Source organism: Massilistercora timonensis (assembly GCF_048354975.1).
Classification (GTDB): Bacteria; Bacillota; Clostridia; order Lachnospirales; family Lachnospiraceae; genus Massilistercora; species Massilistercora timonensis.
In genome coordinates, this window is sequence record NZ_DBGCJQ010000104.1 from 1 (window position 1) to 21,391 (window position 21,391).

Annotated in this window: 17 protein-coding genes; 13 read left to right on the top strand and 4 right to left on the bottom strand. The window is 50.1% G+C overall.

Annotated features, from left to right (window positions below):
- On the top strand, nt 1-3,307 hold a 3,307-nt coding region (rpoC, locus tag ACML7B_RS09465; protein ID WP_418540912.1), incomplete at its 5' end, for a DNA-directed RNA polymerase subunit beta'.
- Nucleotides 3,308-3,474: 167 nt separating this feature from the next.
- A complete protein-coding gene (gene iadA / locus ACML7B_RS09470; RefSeq protein ID WP_418540914.1) occupies nt 3,475-4,629 on the top strand; it encodes a beta-aspartyl-peptidase in 1,155 nt (384 codons plus the stop codon).
- Here the strand turns inward: iadA and ACML7B_RS09475 are convergent, their stop codons facing one another.
- Nucleotides 4,630-5,469, bottom strand: a complete 840-nt coding sequence (locus ACML7B_RS09475) for a MurR/RpiR family transcriptional regulator (RefSeq protein WP_412117948.1) — start codon at nt 5,467-5,469, stop codon at nt 4,630-4,632.
- A 183-nt stretch (nt 5,470-5,652) separates the two neighbouring features.
- Here ACML7B_RS09475 and ACML7B_RS09480 point away from each other — a divergent pair, with 183 nt between their 5' ends.
- From ACML7B_RS09480 to ACML7B_RS09490, 3 genes are read left to right on the top strand one after another with little or no spacing between them, the layout of a single operon-like run.
- On the top strand, nt 5,653-5,916 hold the full coding sequence (locus ACML7B_RS09480) for a hypothetical protein (RefSeq protein WP_412117947.1): 264 nt from the start codon (nt 5,653-5,655) through the stop codon (nt 5,914-5,916).
- Nucleotides 5,916-7,409, top strand: a complete 1,494-nt coding sequence (locus ACML7B_RS09485) for a sodium/pantothenate symporter (RefSeq protein WP_418540916.1) — start codon at nt 5,916-5,918, stop codon at nt 7,407-7,409. Before ACML7B_RS09480 ends, ACML7B_RS09485 begins: the two co-directional genes overlap by 1 nt.
- A 12-nt stretch (nt 7,410-7,421) precedes the next feature.
- Nucleotides 7,422-8,177 (top strand): creatininase family protein, encoded by a 756-nt coding sequence (locus tag ACML7B_RS09490; protein WP_106788999.1) that lies wholly within the window; start codon nt 7,422-7,424, stop codon nt 8,175-8,177.
- On the opposite strand, the gene ACML7B_RS09495 is transcribed toward ACML7B_RS09490, so the two are convergent.
- Genes ACML7B_RS09495 through ACML7B_RS09505 form a run of 3 tightly spaced genes read right to left on the bottom strand, consistent with a single transcriptional unit; the run spans nt 8,167 to nt 12,712 of the window.
- Nucleotides 8,167-9,585 (bottom strand): sensor histidine kinase, encoded by a 1,419-nt coding sequence (locus ACML7B_RS09495; protein WP_418540918.1) that lies wholly within the window; start codon nt 9,583-9,585, stop codon nt 8,167-8,169. The two genes, ACML7B_RS09490 and ACML7B_RS09495, sit on opposite strands and share 11 nt — an antisense overlap.
- Nucleotides 9,586-9,618: 33 nt before the next feature.
- Complete coding sequence (locus ACML7B_RS09500; RefSeq protein ID WP_106788997.1) at nt 9,619-10,323, bottom strand: response regulator transcription factor; 705 nt, start codon at nt 10,321-10,323, stop codon at nt 9,619-9,621.
- 10 nt (nt 10,324-10,333) lie between these two features.
- Complete coding sequence (locus ACML7B_RS09505; RefSeq protein WP_418540920.1) at nt 10,334-12,712, bottom strand: endonuclease MutS2; 2,379 nt, start codon at nt 12,710-12,712, stop codon at nt 10,334-10,336.
- Nucleotides 12,713-12,869: 157 nt separating this feature from the next.
- Here ACML7B_RS09505 and ACML7B_RS09510 point away from each other — a divergent pair, with 157 nt between their 5' ends.
- From ACML7B_RS09510 to ACML7B_RS09545, 8 genes are all read left to right on the top strand, one after another.
- Nucleotides 12,870-14,108, top strand: a complete 1,239-nt coding sequence (locus tag ACML7B_RS09510; protein ID WP_418540922.1) for a S1C family serine protease — start codon at nt 12,870-12,872, stop codon at nt 14,106-14,108.
- Between the two features lie 24 nt (nt 14,109-14,132).
- The gene (locus tag ACML7B_RS09515; protein WP_106788995.1) at nt 14,133-15,071 is read left to right on the top strand and encodes a 3'-5' exoribonuclease YhaM family protein; all 939 of its coding nucleotides are present in this window, start codon (nt 14,133-14,135) and stop codon (nt 15,069-15,071) included.
- Nucleotides 15,072-15,160: 89 nt separating this feature from the next.
- Nucleotides 15,161-16,870 carry a 23S rRNA (uracil(1939)-C(5))-methyltransferase RlmD gene (gene rlmD / locus ACML7B_RS09520; RefSeq protein ID WP_418540924.1) on the top strand — a complete coding sequence of 570 codons (1,710 nt, stop codon included), beginning with the start codon at nt 15,161-15,163 and terminating at the stop codon, nt 16,868-16,870.
- A gap of 53 nt (nt 16,871-16,923) precedes the next feature.
- Nucleotides 16,924-19,188: a hypothetical protein gene (locus tag ACML7B_RS09525; protein WP_418540925.1), complete on the top strand. Its 2,265-nt coding sequence runs from the start codon at nt 16,924-16,926 to the stop codon at nt 19,186-19,188.
- Entirely contained in the window at nt 19,181-19,600 is a 420-nt protein-coding gene (locus ACML7B_RS09530) for a hypothetical protein (RefSeq protein ID WP_418540926.1), read from the top strand. Before ACML7B_RS09525 ends, ACML7B_RS09530 begins: the two co-directional genes overlap by 8 nt.
- Nucleotides 19,569-19,961 carry a hypothetical protein gene (locus ACML7B_RS09535; protein WP_418540927.1) on the top strand — a complete coding sequence of 131 codons (393 nt, stop codon included), beginning with the start codon at nt 19,569-19,571 and terminating at the stop codon, nt 19,959-19,961. The genes ACML7B_RS09530 and ACML7B_RS09535 overlap by 32 nt, the downstream gene beginning before the upstream one ends.
- A gap of 2 nt (nt 19,962-19,963) precedes the next feature.
- Nucleotides 19,964-21,016 (top strand): SPASM domain-containing protein, encoded by a 1,053-nt coding sequence (locus tag ACML7B_RS09540; RefSeq protein WP_418540931.1) that lies wholly within the window; start codon nt 19,964-19,966, stop codon nt 21,014-21,016.
- 106 nt (nt 21,017-21,122) lie between these two features.
- The coding region (locus ACML7B_RS09545) for a DUF1016 N-terminal domain-containing protein (protein WP_418540929.1) at nt 21,123-21,391 on the top strand (269 nt) is incomplete at its 3' end.

Consider the following 21,391-nt stretch of genomic DNA (forward strand, 5'->3'; position numbering starts at 1 on the left):
GTCTCCCAGAACACTGGAGAAGGTGCTGTATTTCGCCTCTTATATCGTGCTGGACAAAGGGGAGACAGACCTGCAGTATAAGCAGGTGCTCTCTGAGCAGGAATACCAGGAGGCAAGAGAGAGCTGGGGAAGCGCTTTCCGTGTAGGCATGGGCGCCGAGGCCATCCAGGAACTTCTGCAGGCTATTGATCTGGATAAAGAGTATGAAGAGCTGCAGGAAGGCCTGAAAGGCTCTACCGGACAGAAGCGGGCCCGTATCGTGAAGCGCCTGGAAGTGGTAGAGGCATTCCGGGAGTCCGGCAACAAACCGGAGTGGATGATCCTGACTAATATCCCGGTGATCCCGCCGGATCTGCGTCCTATGGTTCAGCTGGACGGCGGACGTTTTGCCACCAGCGACTTAAATGACCTGTACCGCCGGATCATCAACCGGAATAACCGTCTGAAACGCCTGCTGGAGCTGGGCGCGCCGGACATTATCGTAAGAAATGAAAAGAGAATGCTGCAGGAAGCGGTGGACGCCCTGATCGACAACGGCCGCAGAGGCCGTCCGGTAACAGGCCCCGGAAACCGTGCCCTTAAGTCTCTTTCCGATATGCTGAAAGGAAAATCCGGACGGTTCCGTCAGAACCTTCTGGGAAAACGTGTGGACTATTCCGGACGTTCCGTTATCGTAGTAGGACCGGAGCTGAAGATCTATCAGTGCGGTCTGCCCAAAGAGATGGCCATCGAGCTGTTCAAGCCTTTCGTTATGAAGGAGCTGGTGCAGAACGGGACCGCTCACAATATCAAGAACGCTAAGAAGATGGTAGAACGTCTCCAGCCGGAAGTATGGGATGTTCTGGAAGAAGTGATCAAGGAGCATCCGGTTATGCTCAACCGTGCCCCTACGCTGCACAGACTGGGAATCCAGGCCTTTGAGCCGATCCTGGTAGAAGGAAAAGCCATCAAGCTGCATCCTTTGGTATGTACCGCTTATAACGCGGACTTCGACGGAGACCAGATGGCGGTGCATCTGCCCCTGTCTGTAGAGGCCCAGGCAGAGTGCCGGTTCCTTCTTCTGTCACCCAACAACCTTCTGAAGCCTTCTGACGGAGGACCGGTAGCGGTTCCTTCTCAGGATATGGTACTGGGAATCTATTACCTGACCCAGGAGCGCCCGGGCGCCCTTGGAGAAGGCAAGTTCTTCCGCAATGTGAACGAAGCCATCCTGGCTTATGAGAACGGGGCGCTTACCCTGCACTCCAGGATCAAAGTCCGGGTGACCAGGAAGATGGCGGACGGAACAGAGAAATCCGCGATCATCGAGTCTACCCTGGGAAGATTCCTCTTCAATGAGATCATCCCTCAGGACCTGGGATTTGTAGACCGTGAGGTAGAGGGAAATGAGCTGAAGCTGGAGATTGATTTCCACGTAGGCAAGAAGCAGCTGAAGCAGATCCTGGAGAAGGTCATCAATACCCATGGATCCACAGCTACAGCGGAAGTGCTGGACGCGGTGAAATCCATCGGTTACAAATATTCCACAAGAGCGGCGATGACCGTATCTATTTCTGATATGACCGTGCCGCCCCAGAAGCCGGAAATGATCCAGAAGGCTCAGGATACAGTAGACCGGATCACCAAGAACTACAAGCGTGGTCTGATCACTGAGGAAGAGCGTTACAAAGAAGTAGTAGAGACCTGGAAAGCAACCGACGACGCCCTGACTGAGGCACTGCTGACTGGTCTGGACAAATATAACAATATCTATATGATGGCGGACTCCGGAGCCCGTGGTTCTGATAAGCAGATCAAGCAGCTGGCGGGTATGCGTGGACTGATGGCGGATACCACCGGACGGACCATCGAGCTGCCTATCAAGTCCAACTTCCGTGAGGGTCTGGACGTACTGGAGTACTTCATGTCCGCCCACGGAGCCAGAAAAGGACTTTCCGATACCGCCCTTCGTACCGCTGACTCTGGTTACCTGACCAGACGTCTGGTAGACGTATCCCAGGAGCTGATCATCCATGAGCGCGACTGCGTGAAGAAGGGTGACGAGATCCCGGGTATGTACGTGAAGGCGTTCCTGGACGGCAACGAGGAGATCGAGAGCCTGCAGGAGCGTATCACCGGCCGGTATCTGTGTGAGGATATCAAGGACAAGGACGGCAACGTACTGGTGAAGGCCAACCATATGGTAACGCCAAGACGTGCGGAGCTGATCATCAAGAAGGGTGTGGATGAGAACGGAGAGCCGCTGAAGCGGATCAAGATCCGGACCATCCTGACCTGCCGCTCTCACAGCGGAATCTGTGCCAAGTGCTACGGTGCCAACATGGCCACCGGCGAGCCGGTACAGGTGGGCGAGGCAGTAGGTATCATCGCCGCGCAGTCCATCGGAGAGCCTGGTACTCAGCTGACCATGCGTACCTTCCACACCGGCGGTGTGGCGGGAGATGATATCACACAGGGTCTTCCCCGTGTGGAGGAGCTTTTCGAGGCGCGTAAGCCCAAGGGTCTGGCGATCATCACAGAATTCGCCGGAACCGCTACCATCAACGATACAAAGAAGAAGCGGGAAGTGATCGTCACCAACGAGGAGACCGGGGAATCCAAGGCATATCTGATCCCCTACGGCTCCCGGATCAAGGTGGCCGACGGCGCACAGCTGGAGGCCGGCGACGAGCTGACCGAAGGTAGCGTCAACCCTCATGATATCCTGAAGATCAAGGGCCTTAGAGCCGTACAGGATTACATGCTGCAGGAAGTACAGCGTGTATACCGTCTCCAGGGTGTTGATATCAACGATAAGCACATCGAGGTAATTGTACGCCAGATGCTGAAGAAAGTCCGCGTGGAAGAGGCGGGAGACTCTGAGTTCCTTCCGGGTACCAACGTGGATATCCTGGAGTTCGAGGATGTGAACAAACAGCTTGTGGAGGAAGGCAAAGAGCCGGCTACCGGAGAGCAGATCATGCTGGGTATCACCAAGGCTTCCCTTGCCACCAATTCCTTCCTGTCCGCGGCTTCCTTCCAGGAGACTACCAAGGTACTGACCGAGGCGGCTATCAAGGGCAAGATCGATCCATTGGTAGGACTGAAGGAGAACGTTATCATCGGTAAGCATATCCCGGCGGGAACCGGTATGAAGAAGTACCAGGATATCCGTCTGGAGAGCGAAGAGGTGGAGAGCCACGAGGAGCCGTTCCTGGATCTTGGGAATGGATATGAGGATCTGAATGAGGGCTCTGAGTTGGCAGAGACAGAGGAAGCTTCTCCGGAAAATGTAGCTGAAGAAGCGCCGGAACTGATCGAGAGCTAAGAAAAAAGTTTCAGAGTGATAGAAAGAGGGTATGCTCCAAGGTACTTCATGACTTTGGAGATACCCTCTTTCCTTTCCCCCAAAGGGGGAGCTATTGACAAAAAGAAGGATTTCCTTCATTATGGTGTCATAAACGACCCGATCAAGGGGAGATAGGAGTAAAGAAAATGCTTTTAATAAAAAATGCAGATGTATATGCGCCGGAACATATGGGAAAGAAGGATATTCTGATATGTGGAGAGCACATCGAAGTGATCGCGGACCGGATCGAGAGCCTTCCCGGACCATGTAAAGTCCTGGAGGCGGAAGGGCTTTGCCTGACCCCGGGGCTTATGGATCAGCATGTCCATGTTACCGGAGGCGGCGGGGAGGGAAGTTTCCATACCCGGACGCCGGAGGTAGAGCTTTCAGAATTGATCCGGGGCGGCGTGACTACCGTTCTGGGACTTCTGGGGACAGACGGCATGACAAGAAGTGTGGAGAACCTTTACGCCAAGACAGCGGCGCTTCAGGAAGAGGGCGTAACGGCGTACATGCTCACCGGCGCCTACGGGAACCCGGGACCGACCATCACCGGGGAAGCGGACCGGGATATGGTATTCATCCGGGAAGTGCTGGGGCTGAAGCTTGCCATCTCTGATCACCGGGCGCCCCACGTGACAACCCGGGAACTGATCCAGCTGGCCAGCAAGGTCCGGGTGGCAGGAATGCTCAGCGGGAAACCGGGAATGCTGGTGCTCCATATGGGAGACGATCCGGCCTGCCTGGATTCGGTGTTTGAAGCGCTCCGGGACAGCCAGGTTCCGGTGCCCATCTTCCGTCCTACTCATGTGAACCGGAATCCGGCGCTTCTGGAAGCAGGCTGGAGATTCCTGGAGATGGGAGGCTATGTGGATCTTACCTGTGGGATGAAAGGGCAGCCGTCGCCGGGAGAATGTATCCGAAAGGCGCTGGAGAGAGGGCTTTCTACAGATCATCTCACGGTCAGCTCTGACGGTCACGGGAGCTGGTCCGCCTATGCGGAGGACGGAACGCTTCTGGAGATCGGTGTTTCCGGCGTGGACAGCCTTCTGAAAGAACTGGCGGTTATGGTGAAAGAACTGGGATTTGGGCTGGAGGAAGCCCTTCCCTATGTGACGTCCCATGTGGCGGAGGCTCTGGGCCTTGGCAGTGTGAAAGGATATGTCCGGGAAGGACAGGACGCAGATCTTCTCCTTCTCACACCCCAGATGGAATTAAGAGGGGTGATCGCAAGAGGCGCGGTGATGATGGAAGAGGGAGAACTGAAGCAGTGGGGGACTTACGAGAAGCCCGGCCACTGATCAGGAAGAAAGAGATTTCTTAAAATCAGTCCGCTGGGAAGCGGGCACGGTATCGATGACCAGACAGGAGGCCAGAAGATTCAGGGTCACCATTGGAAGGGTCATGGAGTTATAGAACATTTTGGTAGAAGTCTGACAGAGCAGCAGATGAGTGCTGTAAGAAGCGGCTGGTGAGGCAGTGCTGTCCGTGATGGTAAGGATCGGCACGCCGGCATCGGCCGCTTTTTTCGCGATGCTGCCCATGGGATAATAGTATTTTGGGAAGGAGAAGAAGACCACAAGATCTCCGTCCTGAAGATGTTGAAGGTATTCCTGGGTTTTCTCCAGGTCCGCCAGATCGATCATCGTCACCTGGAAGGACAGAAGAAGGAGCCGGGATTTGAGGAATTCTCCCGGAACCTTGGAAATGTCATGGGCAAAGATGAAGATCCGCCGGCTTTTCCTGATCTCCTGGGCGGCGGCGATGATGGCTTCCGGCTGGAAGCTGGCGGCAAAATCGGCAGCCGCGCCGGCTTCCTGGCGGCAGAGTTCATAGAGAAGCTCTGTTTTCGCGGAGGAGTCAGAAGCGTTTTCCGGCACAAAGAAGGCGGGAGCTGACAAAAGTCGGATCATCTGCTGGGTGTGCTCGCGGAATTCCTGCTTCAGTTCCAGGAAGCCGGAGCAGCCAAGCTTGGCGCAGAAGCGCAGCAGAGTAAGCTCCGAGGCGCAGGTCTGCCGGCTCAGCTGAGCCAGGGTAATATAGCAGATATCTTCCGGATTTTCCAGAAGATAATCAGCGATGCTTTTCTGTTTTCGTGTCAGGGAGGGATAGATCTCCCGGATTTTCTGCAAGATGTCCATGTATGTCTCTCCTTATGTCTGAAATAAATGTAAATCAGGAAAATTCAACATTCTATAGGATAAATATAAAGAAATATTGTGCAAAATGCAAGTAAATACTTTACTTTTTGGATTCTGGCATTTATAATTGATAAAAATAAAGTAAACACTTTACTTTTTGTCGGTAATAAAGGAGGAGAGAAGATGAAGAAATTATTTCAAGAACACTTCGAACGGACCTGGCTGATCATTTTCCTGATCATGCTGGCGCTGATCATTATTCCGTTCCCGTTTTTCTACAGTGAGACGTACATCCCGGCAGCGGGCGGGGTTCCGCTTTTCCTGTTTGGCTGGTTCATACACACGGCGGTGACGTTTGTGTTGATCGTGATCTATTACCGGATGTGTATGAAGCGCAAGGAGTATCACATCTACGATGAGGAGAATCAGGAAGGAGGGGATGCGTAATGCAGGCAGCAACACGTGAGTCGGCGATGGCGTTTTACACCGTCCTTTTGATCTATCTGGGTATCATGGCCTTTATCGGATGGTACGCAGGAAGAAAGACAAAGAATCTGGGGGATTTCTTTGTCTTAAGCGGAAAAGCAGGAATGGTAGTCAGCGGTATCGCGTACTTTTCCACCCAGTTTTCCATGGGAACCTTCCTGGGGACTCCAGGTACCATCTATGGCGTGGGATATGCCGGGATGGCCATCTCAGTTCCGGGAGCGGTTTTCTGTATGATCCTGCCGGCAGTCCTGGTGGGGCGGAAACTGATCACCCTGGGACACACTCATGGTTTTCTGACTATGGCGGATTATCTTACAGACCGGTATCATACCAAGGCAATGAGCGGCGTCCTGGGTGTGATGATGCTGTTCTTCCTGGTTCCTATGATGGGAGCCCAGATCATCGGCGCAGGCGTGATCGTCAATGTATTTACCGGACTTCCCAACTGGGTTGGCGTTGTAGGTATGGGAGCCATTGTTGTTCTCTACTGTATGTCCGGCGGTATGCAGGGAGCCATGATGACGGATGTGATCCAGGGATCCCTGATGATCGGGACCGCGGTGATCACCTTCATCGTATCTGTTGTGATGGGCGGCGGCTTTGAGAATATCAACAGCACCCTTCAGAGCATGAACGAGGCGTATCTGTCCTTCCCGGGGGCGAACGGCTATATGCCATGGGGCTTCTATGTTTCCAATATCCTGTTGTGGTCCTTCTTCACCATCGGACAGCCGCATCTGTTTACCAAGTTTTTCGCCATGAAAGACCACAAGACTATGTTCAAGGCTATTTTCCTTGGAACCGCAGGCATGTTTGTATCTGCCACCCTGATCGAGTGGGCCGGCGTCAACGGGATCTCTTTTGTACAGAACCTTGAGAATCCGGACCAGATCGTGCCGATGATCCTGCAGCAGGGCCTGAATCCCTTCCTGGCAGCGATCTTTATCTCCGGTATCGTGGCGGCAGGTATGTCTACCATCGACGGGATCCTGGTAACCACCACCGGAGCGGTGACCCGGGATATCTACCAGAAGATCATCAATAAGAAAGCAACGGACGAGACGGTTATGAAGATGTCCAAGGTTGTTACTGTGATCATCGGTGTGATCGTGATCCTCTTTGGTGTGTTCCAGCCGGGAAGCATCTTTGAGATCAACCTGTTTGCCTTCTCCGGAATGGCAGTCTTCGTAGTGCCCATTCTTTTTGGGATGTACTGGAAGCGGGCTACCGCAGCAGGCGCGATCGCCTCTGCGCTGGTAGGAGTAGCGACGGTACTGGCCTTTACATGGGTTCCGGCTCTGAGCGGAGCGCTGCATGGATTCCATGCACTGTTCCCGGCAACCATCCTGGGAAGTCTGACCATGCTGATCGTCAGCAGTCTGACTCAGGCGCCGCCACAGGAGACCATCCAGCGGCATTTTGGTATCTTTGAGAAGAGCAAAGCAGAGTAGGAGGGAGAAAGAATGTATCTTAGTAAAATGACTACTGCGCAGGCAAAAGAAGCATTTGCGAAGGACCCGATCCTGGTGATCCCGGTGGGGAGCACCGAGCAGCACGGGACTCAGGGAGCGCTGGGCACGGATTTCATGGTGCCCTCCTATCTGGGGGACCACATCGCGGACATGGAGAATGTGATCGTGGCGCCGGCGGTGCCTTACGGAGTCTGCCCGTATCACTTAAGCTTCGCGGGAAGCATCAATATCGGATATGAGGGATTGTATCTGGTGCTGCACGGCATTACAGAATCCCTGATGGGACAGGGGCTTCGCCGGTTCCTGATCCTCAACGGCCATGGCGGGAATACCCCGTCCATCGACCGGGTGGCCCTGGAAGTCTATCACAAAGGCGGAGTCTGCGCCCAGATCGACTGGTGGAGCCTGGTGGCGGAGCTGGATGAGAAGTTCAAAGGCGGACACGGGGATGTGCTGGAGACTTCGGCCATGATGGCGGTAGACCCGGAAGCGGTACACCTGGAGCTGTCACAGCCTATGAATCCGGGAAGTCCTTCTGCCAATACGGTGGCAGCCTATATCCAGGCGGTGAAGTTCCAGGGAGGAACGGTGAAGCTGGCAAGAGATACCAAAGAGATCGCGCCAAGCGGCTGGTTCGGCCCGCTGGATCCCAAAGATTCCAGCGCCGAACTGGGACAGGAAGCCCTGGATCTGTCGGTTGGATTTATCCGGAACTTCCTGGAAGAAATGAAGACATTTAAACTGTAGTCTGTGCCCGGGGGAGGGTGAAGATAAATTCTGTGCCCACGCCCTCGGTGCTGACCACGCTGATATTTTCTCCGTGGGCCTGGATGGCTTCCTTTACAATGGCAAGCCCCAGGCCCGTTCCTTTTTTGTCTTTGCCCCGGGACAGGTCTGTCTTATAGAACCGTTCCCAGATCTTGCCAAGAGCGCTGCGGGGGATGCCGATGCCGTAGTCTTTGACGGAGATGGAGACCTTCTCCCCCCGCTCAGTTGTTTCAATGGTGACGGTGGATTCCGGGTCGCTGAACTTGATGGCGTTGTCCAGAAGGTTATAGAGGACCTGCTGGATCTTGCGTTTGTCCGCGAAGACTTCCATCTGCTTGGAAGCAAACAGAAGCTCGATGGAGATCTTCTTCTGGGTGCAGGTTCCTTCAAAAGAAGCGGCCACGTTCTTGATCATCTCGTGAATGTCGAAATTTTCCTTGTTAAGCAGAAGGTTCTTGGAATCAAACTCGTTGAGGGTGAGAAGATCCTGGGTCAGATCCGTCAGGCGCTCAGTCTCGAAGAGGATGATACCCAGGTATTTCTTCTGCATTTCCGGAGGGATGGTCCCGTCCGCCATGGCCTCCACATATCCTTTGATGGAGGTAAGGGGGGAGCGGAAATCGTGGGAGACGTTGGCCACGAATTTCTTCTGGTAATCCTCCATATCCCGGAGCTGGGAGGACATGTAGTTCAGGGAGGCGGAGAGATAGCCCATCTCATCCTCGGTGCGAACCGGGATCTCATAGTCAAGATTGCCGGAGGCATACTGGGTGGCAGCCTCCGTGATCTTGCGAAGAGGCCGGTAGACAAAGAACTCCAGGGCCAGAAGGATGATAAAGGACAGGAAATAGATCACCAGGAGGGTGATAAGGGCTGCCCGCATCAGGATCCCCTGGACTTCGTTTACATAATCCAGGCTCTTGTGGACCAGAAGATAGCCGGCAGGAGAATAGCCGTGGATCACCGGGGCGATCACGGTGATCACATCCTCCTGGAAGTAGCCGTGGTAGTCCCCGGTGAGATACTGGGAATTCCCGGCTTCTGCCGGGTTGAAATCCTGGATCTGGGAGGGGGCCGGCGGAAGTCCTTCTGACTGGGCGGAGGCAAGAAGCCGTCCTTCCCGGTCCACGAACCAGAGGGCGGCGTCCAGGTGAGTCTCCATGCCGGAGAGCTGGAGCCGCACTTCATTTAAGGATACTTCCTTTGAGAAGTAGTCCGGCAGATAATCGGTTGCCATCATATTGGCCTCCTGATAGGTATTGGAGGCGGTAACGCTCACTAGAGGCCCTGAAGTCAGGGTATCCGTCAGGGTGGCCACCGTAAATACGCTAAGGAAAGCGAAGATGATATAAACAATGATAAATTTTAAATGCAGTGTACTTCTCATAGAGATCCTTCCAGGCAGGGGAATTCCCCTGCGTTATTTTACTTCAAATTTATAACCGATGCCCCACACGGTGCTTAAACTCCACTCGCTGTGGTCCTTGATCTTCTCCCGGAGCCGTTTGATGTGGACGTCAACGGTTCGGGTGTCTCCGATGTACTCATAACCCCAGATCTGATCCAGGAGCTGTTCCCGGGTGAAGACCTGGTTGGGAGAGGAGGCAAGGAAATAGAGAAGCTCCAGTTCCTTGGGAGGCATGTCAATGTTCTGGCCGTCCACCATGACAGAGTAGTTGGTCAGATTGATCACGATCCCCGGATACTCTACGCATTTGCCCCGGTCCTCGGCCGGAGTCTCCGGCTTGGGAATGGCCTGGTAGCGGCGCAGCACCGCCTTGACCCGGGCCACCAGCTCCTTGGAGTCAAAGGGCTTCATGATATAGTCATCGGCGCCCAGCTCCAGCCCCAGGACTTTGTCAAATACTTCTCCCTTAGCGGACAGCATGATGATAGGCACGCTGGAGCGGGTACGGATCTCCCGGCACACCTGGTAGCCGTCGATGCCAGGCAGCATAAGGTCCAGGAGGATCAGGTTGGGGCGGTAGCTCTCGAAAGCCACCAGCGCCTTCTCCCCGTCATGGACCATCATGGTGTCGAAGCATTCTTTGGTAAGGTAGAGGGAGATCAGTTCCGCGATATTCTCATCGTCGTCTACGATCAGTATTTTCTGTTTTGTTGCCATTATAATCCTCCTATCTGAGTTCTGCGATAGTAACGCCGGCGTCGCCCTCTCCAAAGGCGCCAAGCCGGAATGATTTCACCCGTTTCTTCTGGCGGCGCAGGTAGTCGTGGACGCCCTGGCGCAGGGCGCCGGTGCCTTTGCCGTGGACAATGCGCACCGAGGAGAGGTGGGCAAGCGCCGCGTCGTCCAGGTATTTGTCCAGTTCCGCCACCGCCTCGTCCACCGTCTTGCCCAGAAGGTTGATCTCCGGGCTTACGGACATGGACTTGCCCATCTTCATCTTGCCCTTGGTGGTCTGGCGGGCGGTCTTCTTGAGATAGACCGGTTTCTCCTCCAGGATCTCCAGGTCTGAGATGGGAAGCTGGGAACGCAAGATCCCCATCTGCACGGTGACGCGCCCCTTGGCGTCGGGCAGGGAGACTACAGTCCCGGTCAGGTTCATACTCAGTACTTTCACCGATTCCCCCAGCTTGAAATCCTCTGGCTTGTGGATCTTATGTGGGGTCTCTTTGTGCTCCGTCATGCCAGAGCGGGCGGCTTCCATCTTCTTGCGCAGCTTCTCCCGCTCCCGTTCCATGTCGGCGGCGGAGATATTTTCCTTGCCGAACTTGTGGAAGTTGCGCATGGTCTCGTCTGCAGTCTCCTTGGCCTCCAGAAGGATGGCGTGGGCTTTCTCGTTGGCTTCCCGCAGGATGCGCTCCCGCTGTTCTTCCAGTTTTTCCTGTCTTTTCTGTGTCTCTTCCTTCAGGCGCTCCAGTTCCCGCCGGTAGGCGGCGATCTCGTCCTGTTCTTTCTCAATGGTGCGCCGGCTTACTTCCAGGTCGGTGAGAAGGTCCTCGAAGGATTCGTCCTGTTCGCTTAAGTGCTTCTTCGCCTCCTCAATGACTTCCTGGGGAAGCCCCAGTTTCCCGGCGATGGCGAAGGCATTGCTCTTGCCGGGGATGCCGATCAGCAGGTGATAGGTGGGGCGCAGGCTCTCCACATCAAACTCGCAGCTTGCGTTCTCCACTCCCGGAGTGGACAGAGCGTACACCTTCAGCTCGCTGTAGTGGGTGGTGGCCATGGTCCGGATCCCCCGCCGGTGGAGGCCGTCCAGGATTGCGATGGCCAGAGCCGCCCCTTCCGTGGGATCAGTCCCGGCGCCCAGCTCGTCAAAGAGCACCAGGGAATGTTCATCCACGTGCCGGAGGAAGGAGACGATGTTGGTCATATGAGAAGAAAAAGTACTCAGGCTCTGCTCAATGCTCTGCTCGTCCCCGATGTCGGCGAACACATTGTGGAACACCGCCAGCTCGCTGCGGTCCAGGGCGGGGATATGAAGCCCGGCCTGTCCCATCAGGGTGAAAAGGCCCACCGTCTTAAGGGACACCGTCTTCCCGCCGGTATTGGGACCGGTGACGATCAGAAGATCGAAGGTGTCTCCCAGAGAAATGGTGATGGGGACTACCTTCTTCTTGTCCAGGAGAGGATGACGGCCCTCCCGGATATGGATGCGCCCTTCTGTGTTGAATATGGGAGCGGTGGCGTTCATTTCCAGGGCCAGGGCCCCTTTGGCAAAAATGAAATCCAGCTCTGTCAGCAGGGTGTGATCCGTATGGATGGTATCGGTATACTCTGCCGCGTCAGCGCTCAGGCGGGCAAGGATCACCTGGATCTCTTCCTGCTCCTTGCCGTAGAGTTCTTTTAAGTCGTTGTTCAGCTTCACCACAGCCATGGGCTCGATAAACAGGGTGGAGCCGGTGGAGGACTGATCGTGGATCATGCCCGGGACCTGGCTGCGGTGTTCGGATTTCACAGGGATACAATAGCGGTCTCCCCGCATGGTGATGATGGGGTCCTGCAGATAAGTGCGAAGAGATCCATTTACCATGCCGGAGAGGGTAGCGTGCACCTTGTCGTTGATCTGGCCGATCTGCCGGCGGATCTGACGAAGCGCAGGGCTTGCGTCGTCGCTGATCTCATCCTCCTCCAGGATACACCTGCGGATCTCGGAGGTCAGAGGGAGGATGGGGGTCAGCTGGTCAAAGTAACCGTCCAGACAGTCGGTGGAGTCGTCTCCATTTTCCCGCCGTCCGTAAGCCTTCACCTGCCCGGCGTTCTCCAGAAGCCGGCAGATGCGAAGGAGCTCGCCGCTTCCCAGGGTCCCGCCGATCTCCAGCCGCTTGAGGGATTCATTTACCGGGGCGCAGCCGCCAAAGGAGGGCCGGCCCTTCTTCACGATCCGCTGGAACGCGGCTTCGGTCTCCTGCTGGGCAGCCTCTATCTTCTCGATGGAAGTCATGGGCTTAAGCCGCCGGCAGCGGGATCTGCCGCCAAAAGAGGAGGCCTTCTCCGTAAGGAGATCGATGATCTTGTCGTATTCTAATTTATATAAAGTCTTTTCATTCATTGTTATATCCACCTTCCACATTCCCATTATAATCGGACGCCGGGACACTGTAAAGGAAATTATCCCGGAGAGGCCGGAAGCGGGCGGGGAAAGCAGGGTTGAACATTTGCAGGCTATCAGGTATACTATAAAAAGGGTTGTAAAGGAGAGAATGCCCATGGAAGAGCGCAGAGATCCGGGCGGGCAGGAACCGCAGGAAGAAAAGGATTACGCTTTTATGCAGGAAGTGATCAAGGACGAGACCGGCAGCCGCAAGTTTAAGCGGGATGTCAGGAGGATGGCAGGCCTTGGCCTGGTCTTTGGGCTTGTTGCCTGTGTGACTTTTTGCGTCTTCGGGCCCTGGATCGAGAGCCGGTTTGGCGGTGCCAAGGAGGAAGTGGAGATCCCCCGGGATGAGGAGACGCTTCCGGAGGAAGAGACCAGGGAGCAGGATCCGGAAGAAGACAGCTACCGGCAGATGCTCAACTCTCTGAAATCCATTTCCGAACAGGCGGGCAAAAGTGTTGTCTCCATCGCGGCGGTCTCCGGCCGGGAAGAGGCCAGTGAGGCAAAGCTGCAGACCAGCGGCGTGGTGGTGGCAGACAATGGACAGGAGCTTCTGATCCTGGGCCAGATCCTTGACGGGCAGGAGGAAGAGAAGCTTCAGGTAATCTTCGCTGACGGCCGAAACTACGACGCAGTGGTGAAAAGGCAGGACCGGAACCTGGGCTTGTGCGTCTACGCAGTGTCCAGGCAGTCCATCACGGAGGACACCTGGGGAGCGATCCGGGTGGCGGTCCTTGGAAGTTCCTATACCGTGGAAGACGGGGACGCAGTGATCCTGCTGGGGCAGCCCTATGGAAATGCCCAGATCGCGCTGTACGGGCTGGTGGAAGCCAGTGAAAGCTATGCGGATCACGCGGACGGTCATTATCCGCTGATCGCTACCGATGTGGAGGGGGATGCCGGCAGAAGCGGCGTGCTTGTGAATACCAGCGGCGAAGTGATCGGCGTCATCGGCGAGCCCACGGAAGGCCGGGGAGAAGCAGGCCTTGTAGAGGCATATGGAATCTCGGACATCAAGGATGTGATCGAGTTTCTCTCCAATGACCAGGGAGTGCCTTATCTGGGGATCCTGGGGTCTGACGTGACCGAGGAGCTTACAGAGCAGGGGATTCCTGCCGGCGTGTATGTGGACGAAGTGGAGGCGGATTCGCCTGCCATGGAAGCCGGGATCCAGAGCGGAGACGTGATCACTCAGATCGACGGTTCCGGGGTGGCGGATTTCCAGGCGTATCACAGCGCCCTGATGAAGAAACAGGCGGGAGGAAGTCTCCGGATGACTTGTCAGAGACAGGGGACCGGCGGCGAATATGTAGAGATCAATTTTAACGTCACAGTAGGGGCGAAAGAGTAAAAAAAGACAGAAAGAGGCAGCAGCATGAGATATATCAACACCCTGGTAGAGGGAGAAACCATCCGCAACGTATACCTGTGCAAAGGAAAGCGTTCCGCGGAGACAAGAAACGGGAAACCTTATGACAATCTGATCCTGCAGGATAAGACAGGAACCCTGGACGGGAAAGTCTGGGATCCCAATTCCAGCGGGATCGCTGATTATGATGAGATGGATTTCATCGAAGTCTACGGGGAAGTCACCAGCTACAATAATAATCTGCAGCTGAATATCCGGCAGATCCGCCGGGCGCAGGAAGGGGAGTATGTCCCGGCAGATTATATGCCCACCACGGATAAGAATGAAGACCAGATGTATCAGGAGCTTCTGGCTTATGGGAACCAGGTGAAGAATCCTCATCTCAGGGGTGTGATCCGCTATTATTTTGAAGACCCGGCCTTTGTGAAGAAATTTAAGGCCCATTCCGCCGCCAAGACGGTGCACCACAGTTTCTCCGGCGGACTTCTGGAGCACACGCTGAGCGTGGTGAAATTCTGCGAATACATGGCGGGAGCTTATCCCATTTTAAATAAAGACCTTCTGTACACGGCGGCCATGTGCCATGATATCGGCAAGATAAAGGAACTGTCGCCGTTCCCGGAAAATGATTACACCGACGACGGGCAGCTTCTGGGGCACATCGTGATGGGGGTGGAGATGATCGACGACGCCATCCGGACCATCCCGGAATTCCCGCCCAAGCTGGCCAGCGAGCTGAAGCACTGCATCCTGGCCCACCACGGGGAGCTGGAGTACGGGTCCCCCAAGAAGCCGGCGCTGGCAGAGGCCTTCGCCCTGAACTTCGCAGATTGCGCGGACGCCAAGATGCAGACCCTGATCGAGATCTTCAAAGAAAAAAACAGCAGCGACTGGCTGGGATATAACCGGCTTTTTGAAACAAACCTGCGGAAAACCAGTATTTAAAACTTCAATTTAGGACGTAGCAAAATGCAAAAAGGCTACGTCCTAAATTGAATTTTACCCTGTACCAAAATGACAAATGGAGTATATTTATGCAGAAAAATGATATTGTGAAACTTGAGATCACGGACATTGGCGTGGGCGGCGAAGGTATCGGGAAGGTGGATGGATACACGCTTTTTGTCAAGGATGCGATCATCGGGGACGTGATCGAGGCCAAGGTGATGAAGGCGAAGAAAAATTATGGATATGCAAAGCTTCTGGATATTCTTACACCCTCCGAAGGGCGCGAAAAGCATCCTGGATGCGCCATCGCCCGAAAATGCGGGGGTTGCCAGATCCAGGAGATGAAATATGACTGGCAGCTGAGGTTCAAGGAAGAGAAGGTCCGGGGCGCTCTGACGCGGCTGGGAGAGGTGCCGGAGGAGCTTCTTGAGGAAGTGATGGAACCTATCCTGGGGATGGAGGAGCCCTTCCGCTACCGCAACAAGGCTCAGTTTCCCATTGGCCGGGACCGGGAGGGGAAACTGATCGCCGGGTTCTACGCGGGGCGGACCCACAGTATCATCCCGGTGGAGGATTGTGTGCTGGGGGTTCCGGTGAATCGGGAGATCCTGGCGTGCGTGCTGGGATATATGGAGGAGTTTCATGTCTCCCCCTATGACGAGAAAGCGCACCAGGGGCTGGTGCGCCATGTGCTGATCCGGTACGGCTTCCGGACGGAAGAGATCATGGTCTGCCTGGTGGTCAACGGGACGTCGCTTCCAGAGGAGGAAGCGCTTGCCACGCGGCTGGCGGCTATCCCAAAGATGACCAGTATCACCTTGAACGTCAATCAGGAGAAGACCAATGTGATCATGGGGAAAAAGCTGCGGGTGCTGTGGGGGAAAGGCTATATCACCGATGAGATCGGAGACGTGAAATATCAGATCTCTCCCCTTTCCTTCTACCAGGTGAACCCAGTGCAGACGGAGAAACTCTACGGAACAGCGCTGGAATATGCAGGGCTGAAAAAAGGAGAAGACACCGTGGTCTGGGATCTGTACTGTGGGATCGGAACCATCTCCCTCTTCCTTGCCAGGAAGGCGGGGCAGGTATACGGGGTGGAGATCGTGCCGCAGGCAGTGGAGGACGCAAGGAACAACGCCAGGATCAACGGGATCACCAATGCCAGGTTCTACGTGGGCAAGGCGGAGGAAGTGCTGCCGGGGTATTATGCCGATTATGAGAAGGAGCACGGGCAGCAGGCCCGGGCGGATGTGATCGTGGTGGATCCGCCGCGGAAAGGCTGTGATGAGGCCCTGCTGGAGACCATTGTGAAGATGGAACCTGAAAAGGTGGTGTATGTAAGCTGCGACCCGGCCACGCTGGCAAGGGATGTGAAGTATCTGCGGGGAAATGGATATGAAGTCCGGAGGGTAAGGGCGGTGGATATGTTCCCGCATACCGTGCATGTGGAGACGGTAGTACTGCTTTCCCACAAAAAACCTGACAGCACAATCAGCGTAAAAGTGGAGTTTGGCGAGGGAGAGGGCAAAGTGCCGCTTGATAATATCGCTAAAAGAGCTGAGGCGTACAAGCCGAAAGAGCGAGTTACCTACAAAATGATAAAGGAATACATAGAAGCTAAATATGGCTTCAAGGTACATACTGCTTATATAGAGGAGGTAAAGAGAAGTTTGGGCTTGCCAATGTATGATGCCCCTAATGCGGTAGAAGAATTGAAACAGCCGAGAAAACATCCGACAGCAGAGAAGGTGGAAGCGATAAAGGGTGCTTTGAGATATTTTGGGGTTATTTAGAGTAGGTGCTATAGAGGGGAAAGATTTTATAACTAAGGAGGAGGGATATTAAAATGGATCTAATAATGCAAGTAGATAAGCATCTTTCGTCTGCACCAATATCTAAACATGAAGATACGTTATCCTGTTCTTCTGTAATCGATTTTCTTAGTGGATTAAGTGATACCATTCAGAACATATGGTGGCTTGTTTTACTTATATTTACGGTACTTGTTCTTATAGTTTCGCTTTTCTCAATTCGGAGAAAGGCCAATAAGTATACCAATAAGCAGATAAATCATCTGATTAAAGACGGAAAATATATTCCAGGCGTTTTTGTAGAGTTAAACGAAAGCAAAGAGATATTGAGGTATTTTATTCATAGAAAGAGATGGAAAAAACGGTTAGTTCAAAATTTTAACTTTGTATATGATAATGCTTATGGTGACATTTTGAGAAAAGCATATAAGAATCCAAATATATGCTATAAGCTTAGTAGGAAAACTTCGTTAAAAAAAATTGAAAGAGTAACGAAATCGGCATTGGATTTACATAATAACTTCAATAGGTCTAAAGTGGAGTTCAAGTCGGACTATAAAGAATCACAATTTCTTTTTGAAATATTGCATTATCCTTATACGGATATATTAAGGAACATATACCAATGTAGTAAGTCTGCTAATAGGAAGTATTTTATCCTTACTGGTAGCGCGGGAAATGGTAAAACGAATTTACTATGTAGTATTAGTGAATTATTGATGAACCTTAAGGAACCCATTATATTTTTAAATGCTAGGGATATTGAGGGAGATGTTTTATCGTTTTTATTTTGTGAATTAAAACTACCAGATATATATAAGAAGTATAAAAATATATATCTTTCTCTGGTAAATTTACTGTTGATTATTCAGCATAAACATCTTTTTATAATTATTGATGCAATAAATGAAAATGATAGCGATGGATTTGGTAGCAATATCACTGAATTTATTAATGAAATTACTAGATATAGTAGGATAAATATTATTGTGTCTTGTAGAAATGAGTATTATAAAGAACGTTTTAGAAAACAACTTGTAGAAAATGTTGATATTCTAGCATTTGAATTTGACTTAAAGGAGCAACATTATACGCTTGTTGCTATTAATCAGATTATTAGAGCCTACAGCAAATTTTTCAATTATGGTGGAAATATTGCACCTACCGTGCGAAACACGCTTAGTAAACAACTATTATTGTTGCGTATATTTTTTGAAGTTAATAAAGGCAGTAATGTTGATGTATTTACGATTCGGAAACATGAAATATACGCCCAGTATATTGAAGTAGTAAAACGGAATAGTGGAGAATATATTGTGCAAGTGCTTGACGCAGTGACAGACTTCATGATAGAAAATGAGAATTATGATGAACTTGGTATATCTGATTTGGAAAAGGTAGGAATTACTTCAGATGTGATAAAAAAGGCAGTAGAGAGTAGCATTCTTCTTAGTAAGAAACTGATTTCTCATGAAGGGACGATTGCCAAAAACGAGAATGAAGTTTTATATTTTGTTTTCGATGAAATGAGAGATTATTATTTAGCGCGACGAATCTTATTAAGAAATATTTCGGCAGATAATGTAAATGGAGAAGCAGTTCTGGAAAAATTAAAGCAATTAAGAGCAACTGGTGCATCTTGTGAAGAGGGCGTTATTCATTATTGCTATATGTTTTTTAGAACGGATGAGGTGGTTGACAAATTAGGGCAGACGGCAACAATATGTAATTCAATTCTTGATTTATATCGTATACCAGAAGGTAGAGAAAGAAAGTCATATTGGCATATGCATCACCGAGAAGAATTTCAAAATTTAGGTTTAAGGATCATTTTAACATCTGGTATTGAATTATCAGATTTTGAAATTTCTTATATTCAAGATTGTTTAAGAAAAGATCCATATGAAGATGGCGGAATACTTTTTGATACAATGTTGGATGGAACAGTATATGGTGGAATATACAATCTTGACATCTATTTGGAAATCTTGTTTGGGTTAAAAAATAAAGATGCAATACTTAATGCATTTGATAAGATTAATGCACGTAATAATAGGGACGATCGTTTTATTCCAGAAGATTTTATCCAATATTATATGACGCTGGAAAATCCGGAAAATAAATTGCAGATTCAAAAGATTGCAGAATTATATCTGTTATGTTTTGAATTATATGATGTAGAAGTGCAGGAAAAACTCGAAGACTTTTTCTACAATTTGCCTACACATGATAAAGTTCAAAGTGAGATGATTTTAAAAATGAGAGAGGCTTGTGGTCTAGAGGTAAGTGATTATGAATGAAACATCATGTTATAAGGTGCATGGGAGGATTTATTTCCGTCAAAAGGATGTACCATCTAAAAAGAAAGTAATGAAAACTCTGGGAGTAAAGAAAAAAACGTTTGCCGGAAATATGATTTCTAGAATGTATGATTATTATTTCCAAGGTGCAATAAACTTTAGGAGGGAATATAGAAAGTACTACCGAAAAGAATTTTGTTCTGTGGAGAAATTTATAGAAGAACATTTTAATATTGAATGTGACAATGCTAAAAAGTTGGCTGAAGGTAATTATTCTATGAAAGAGTGCTCGCGTCGTTCCATTGAAAGAAATATAGAAACACTTAATTATGATGAACATTTTAAAAATGCTTTTTCAAAAGCGGTAGGAGGATTGGAAGATGAAGATCAGGATGGGGTTTATTACGAATAGTTCTTCTACTAATTTCCTTATTATATCCAAAGAGGAATTAACGGAAGATTATTTGTTTAAGAAATTAGGTTTTGTTCAGGGTGGTATTCTGGAAGAACAAGGGCGACTATTATGTAATAGTATAATGGACGCTATTAATGGCGGGTTACGATATTATGATTATGATACACCTAATTACGAATCAATAAAAGAAGTTTTTGGTAATAAATCAGCAATGCTATTTAAAAGAAAAGAAGGTTATCATGCATACTGGGGATACACAAGTAGTGATGATTCACCGATAACACAGTTTTTCACAACAGATAGTTTTGAAATAGAGGACAAGGACTTTTATCTTAATGGTAGAGCTTGTGTGTGGTAAAGATGATTATTTATAAGGATGAAGTTTTTGACTTTTTTGAAATTTTTAACGAAGATAATGGCACTTTATTTCGAAGTGATACAAATGGTGTTGATCCAGTGATGAGATCATTTCCAGAATTACTTGATGTAGGAATCATGGGACATTGCGATAGTGGTGAATATTGCAGGAGGGCGGGCATCGATTGCTATCAAAAAGGTGCTACAGTAAATGCTCCGCATATGTCATATGATAGTTTTCTTAAGATTGTGGAACAAGCAACTGGTAAAACTTTTCAAATTGCATTAGGTGGTGCTGGAGATCCCAATAAACATCCTCGATTTGAAGATATATTAAAATCTTGTAGAGCATATCGAATTGTTCCTAATATGACAACGAGTGGTTTCCTTATGACGGATAATGAAGTTAAATTGATAAAAAAGTACTGCGGTGCAGTTGCAGTATCGTGGTATTCACGTTTAATAGATGGAAAAGAAAGTAATCAAGAAACGATAAATGCTGTAAAACAACTGGTAAAGTGTGGCTGTACTACGAATATTCATTATGTTGTATCGAAAGACACTATTGATGAAGCAATTATAAGGTTGGAGAATGATTTGTTTCCAAAAGGAATTAACGCAGTTGTGTTTATTTTATATAAACCTGTGGGCAATGGCATAATAGAAAAAACATTGGAGAGTACGGATGGTCGAATTAAAAAATTTCTTTCTCTTGCAACGAAAATGAAGTATTCTTATAAAGTTGGATTTGATACATGTTTTACACCAGCAATATTACGATGGGCAGATACTGTTCCGAAAACTTGTATAGACGCTTGTGAGGCGGCAACTTTTTCTATGTATATAGATAGTCAAATGAATTGCTACCCTTGTTCGTTTGGTATATGGGATAAAAGTGTATCTGAGTCATTGAGTGATAAAACGTTGCGGGAAATTTGGTTAGGTAAAAAATTTGCTGCATTTAGAAATTGGAAGAAAGAAAAGTGTATTAATTGCAATCAACAGGTACTTTGTCAAGGTGGTTGTAAGATTAGAGCGAATATAGATTTGTGTTAAGAGATATAATTGAAAATTTAATCATTAGAGTACTTTCATGTGCCATTGTGCAAACTTATAGCAGAGAGATGATTAAGAAGTGAAGCGTAATAAGGAGGTGAATGAAATGGGAAAAAGAACAGAGATAGTCATGGACGAATATATTGATGTTTTGGAAACGATAAAAGAACGGATTACGCAAGCGCAGTATCAGGTAATGACAAATGCAAATGTTGAACGCAATATTTTGTTTTGGAATATCGGGAATGTAATTCTCCAATACAGCAAATGGGGAAATAAATTTGTTGAAACGTTATCAAAAGACTTGAGAATGACTTATCCTGATAGAGAAGGATATTCCGTTAGAAATCTTAATTATATGAAACAGTTTGCGCG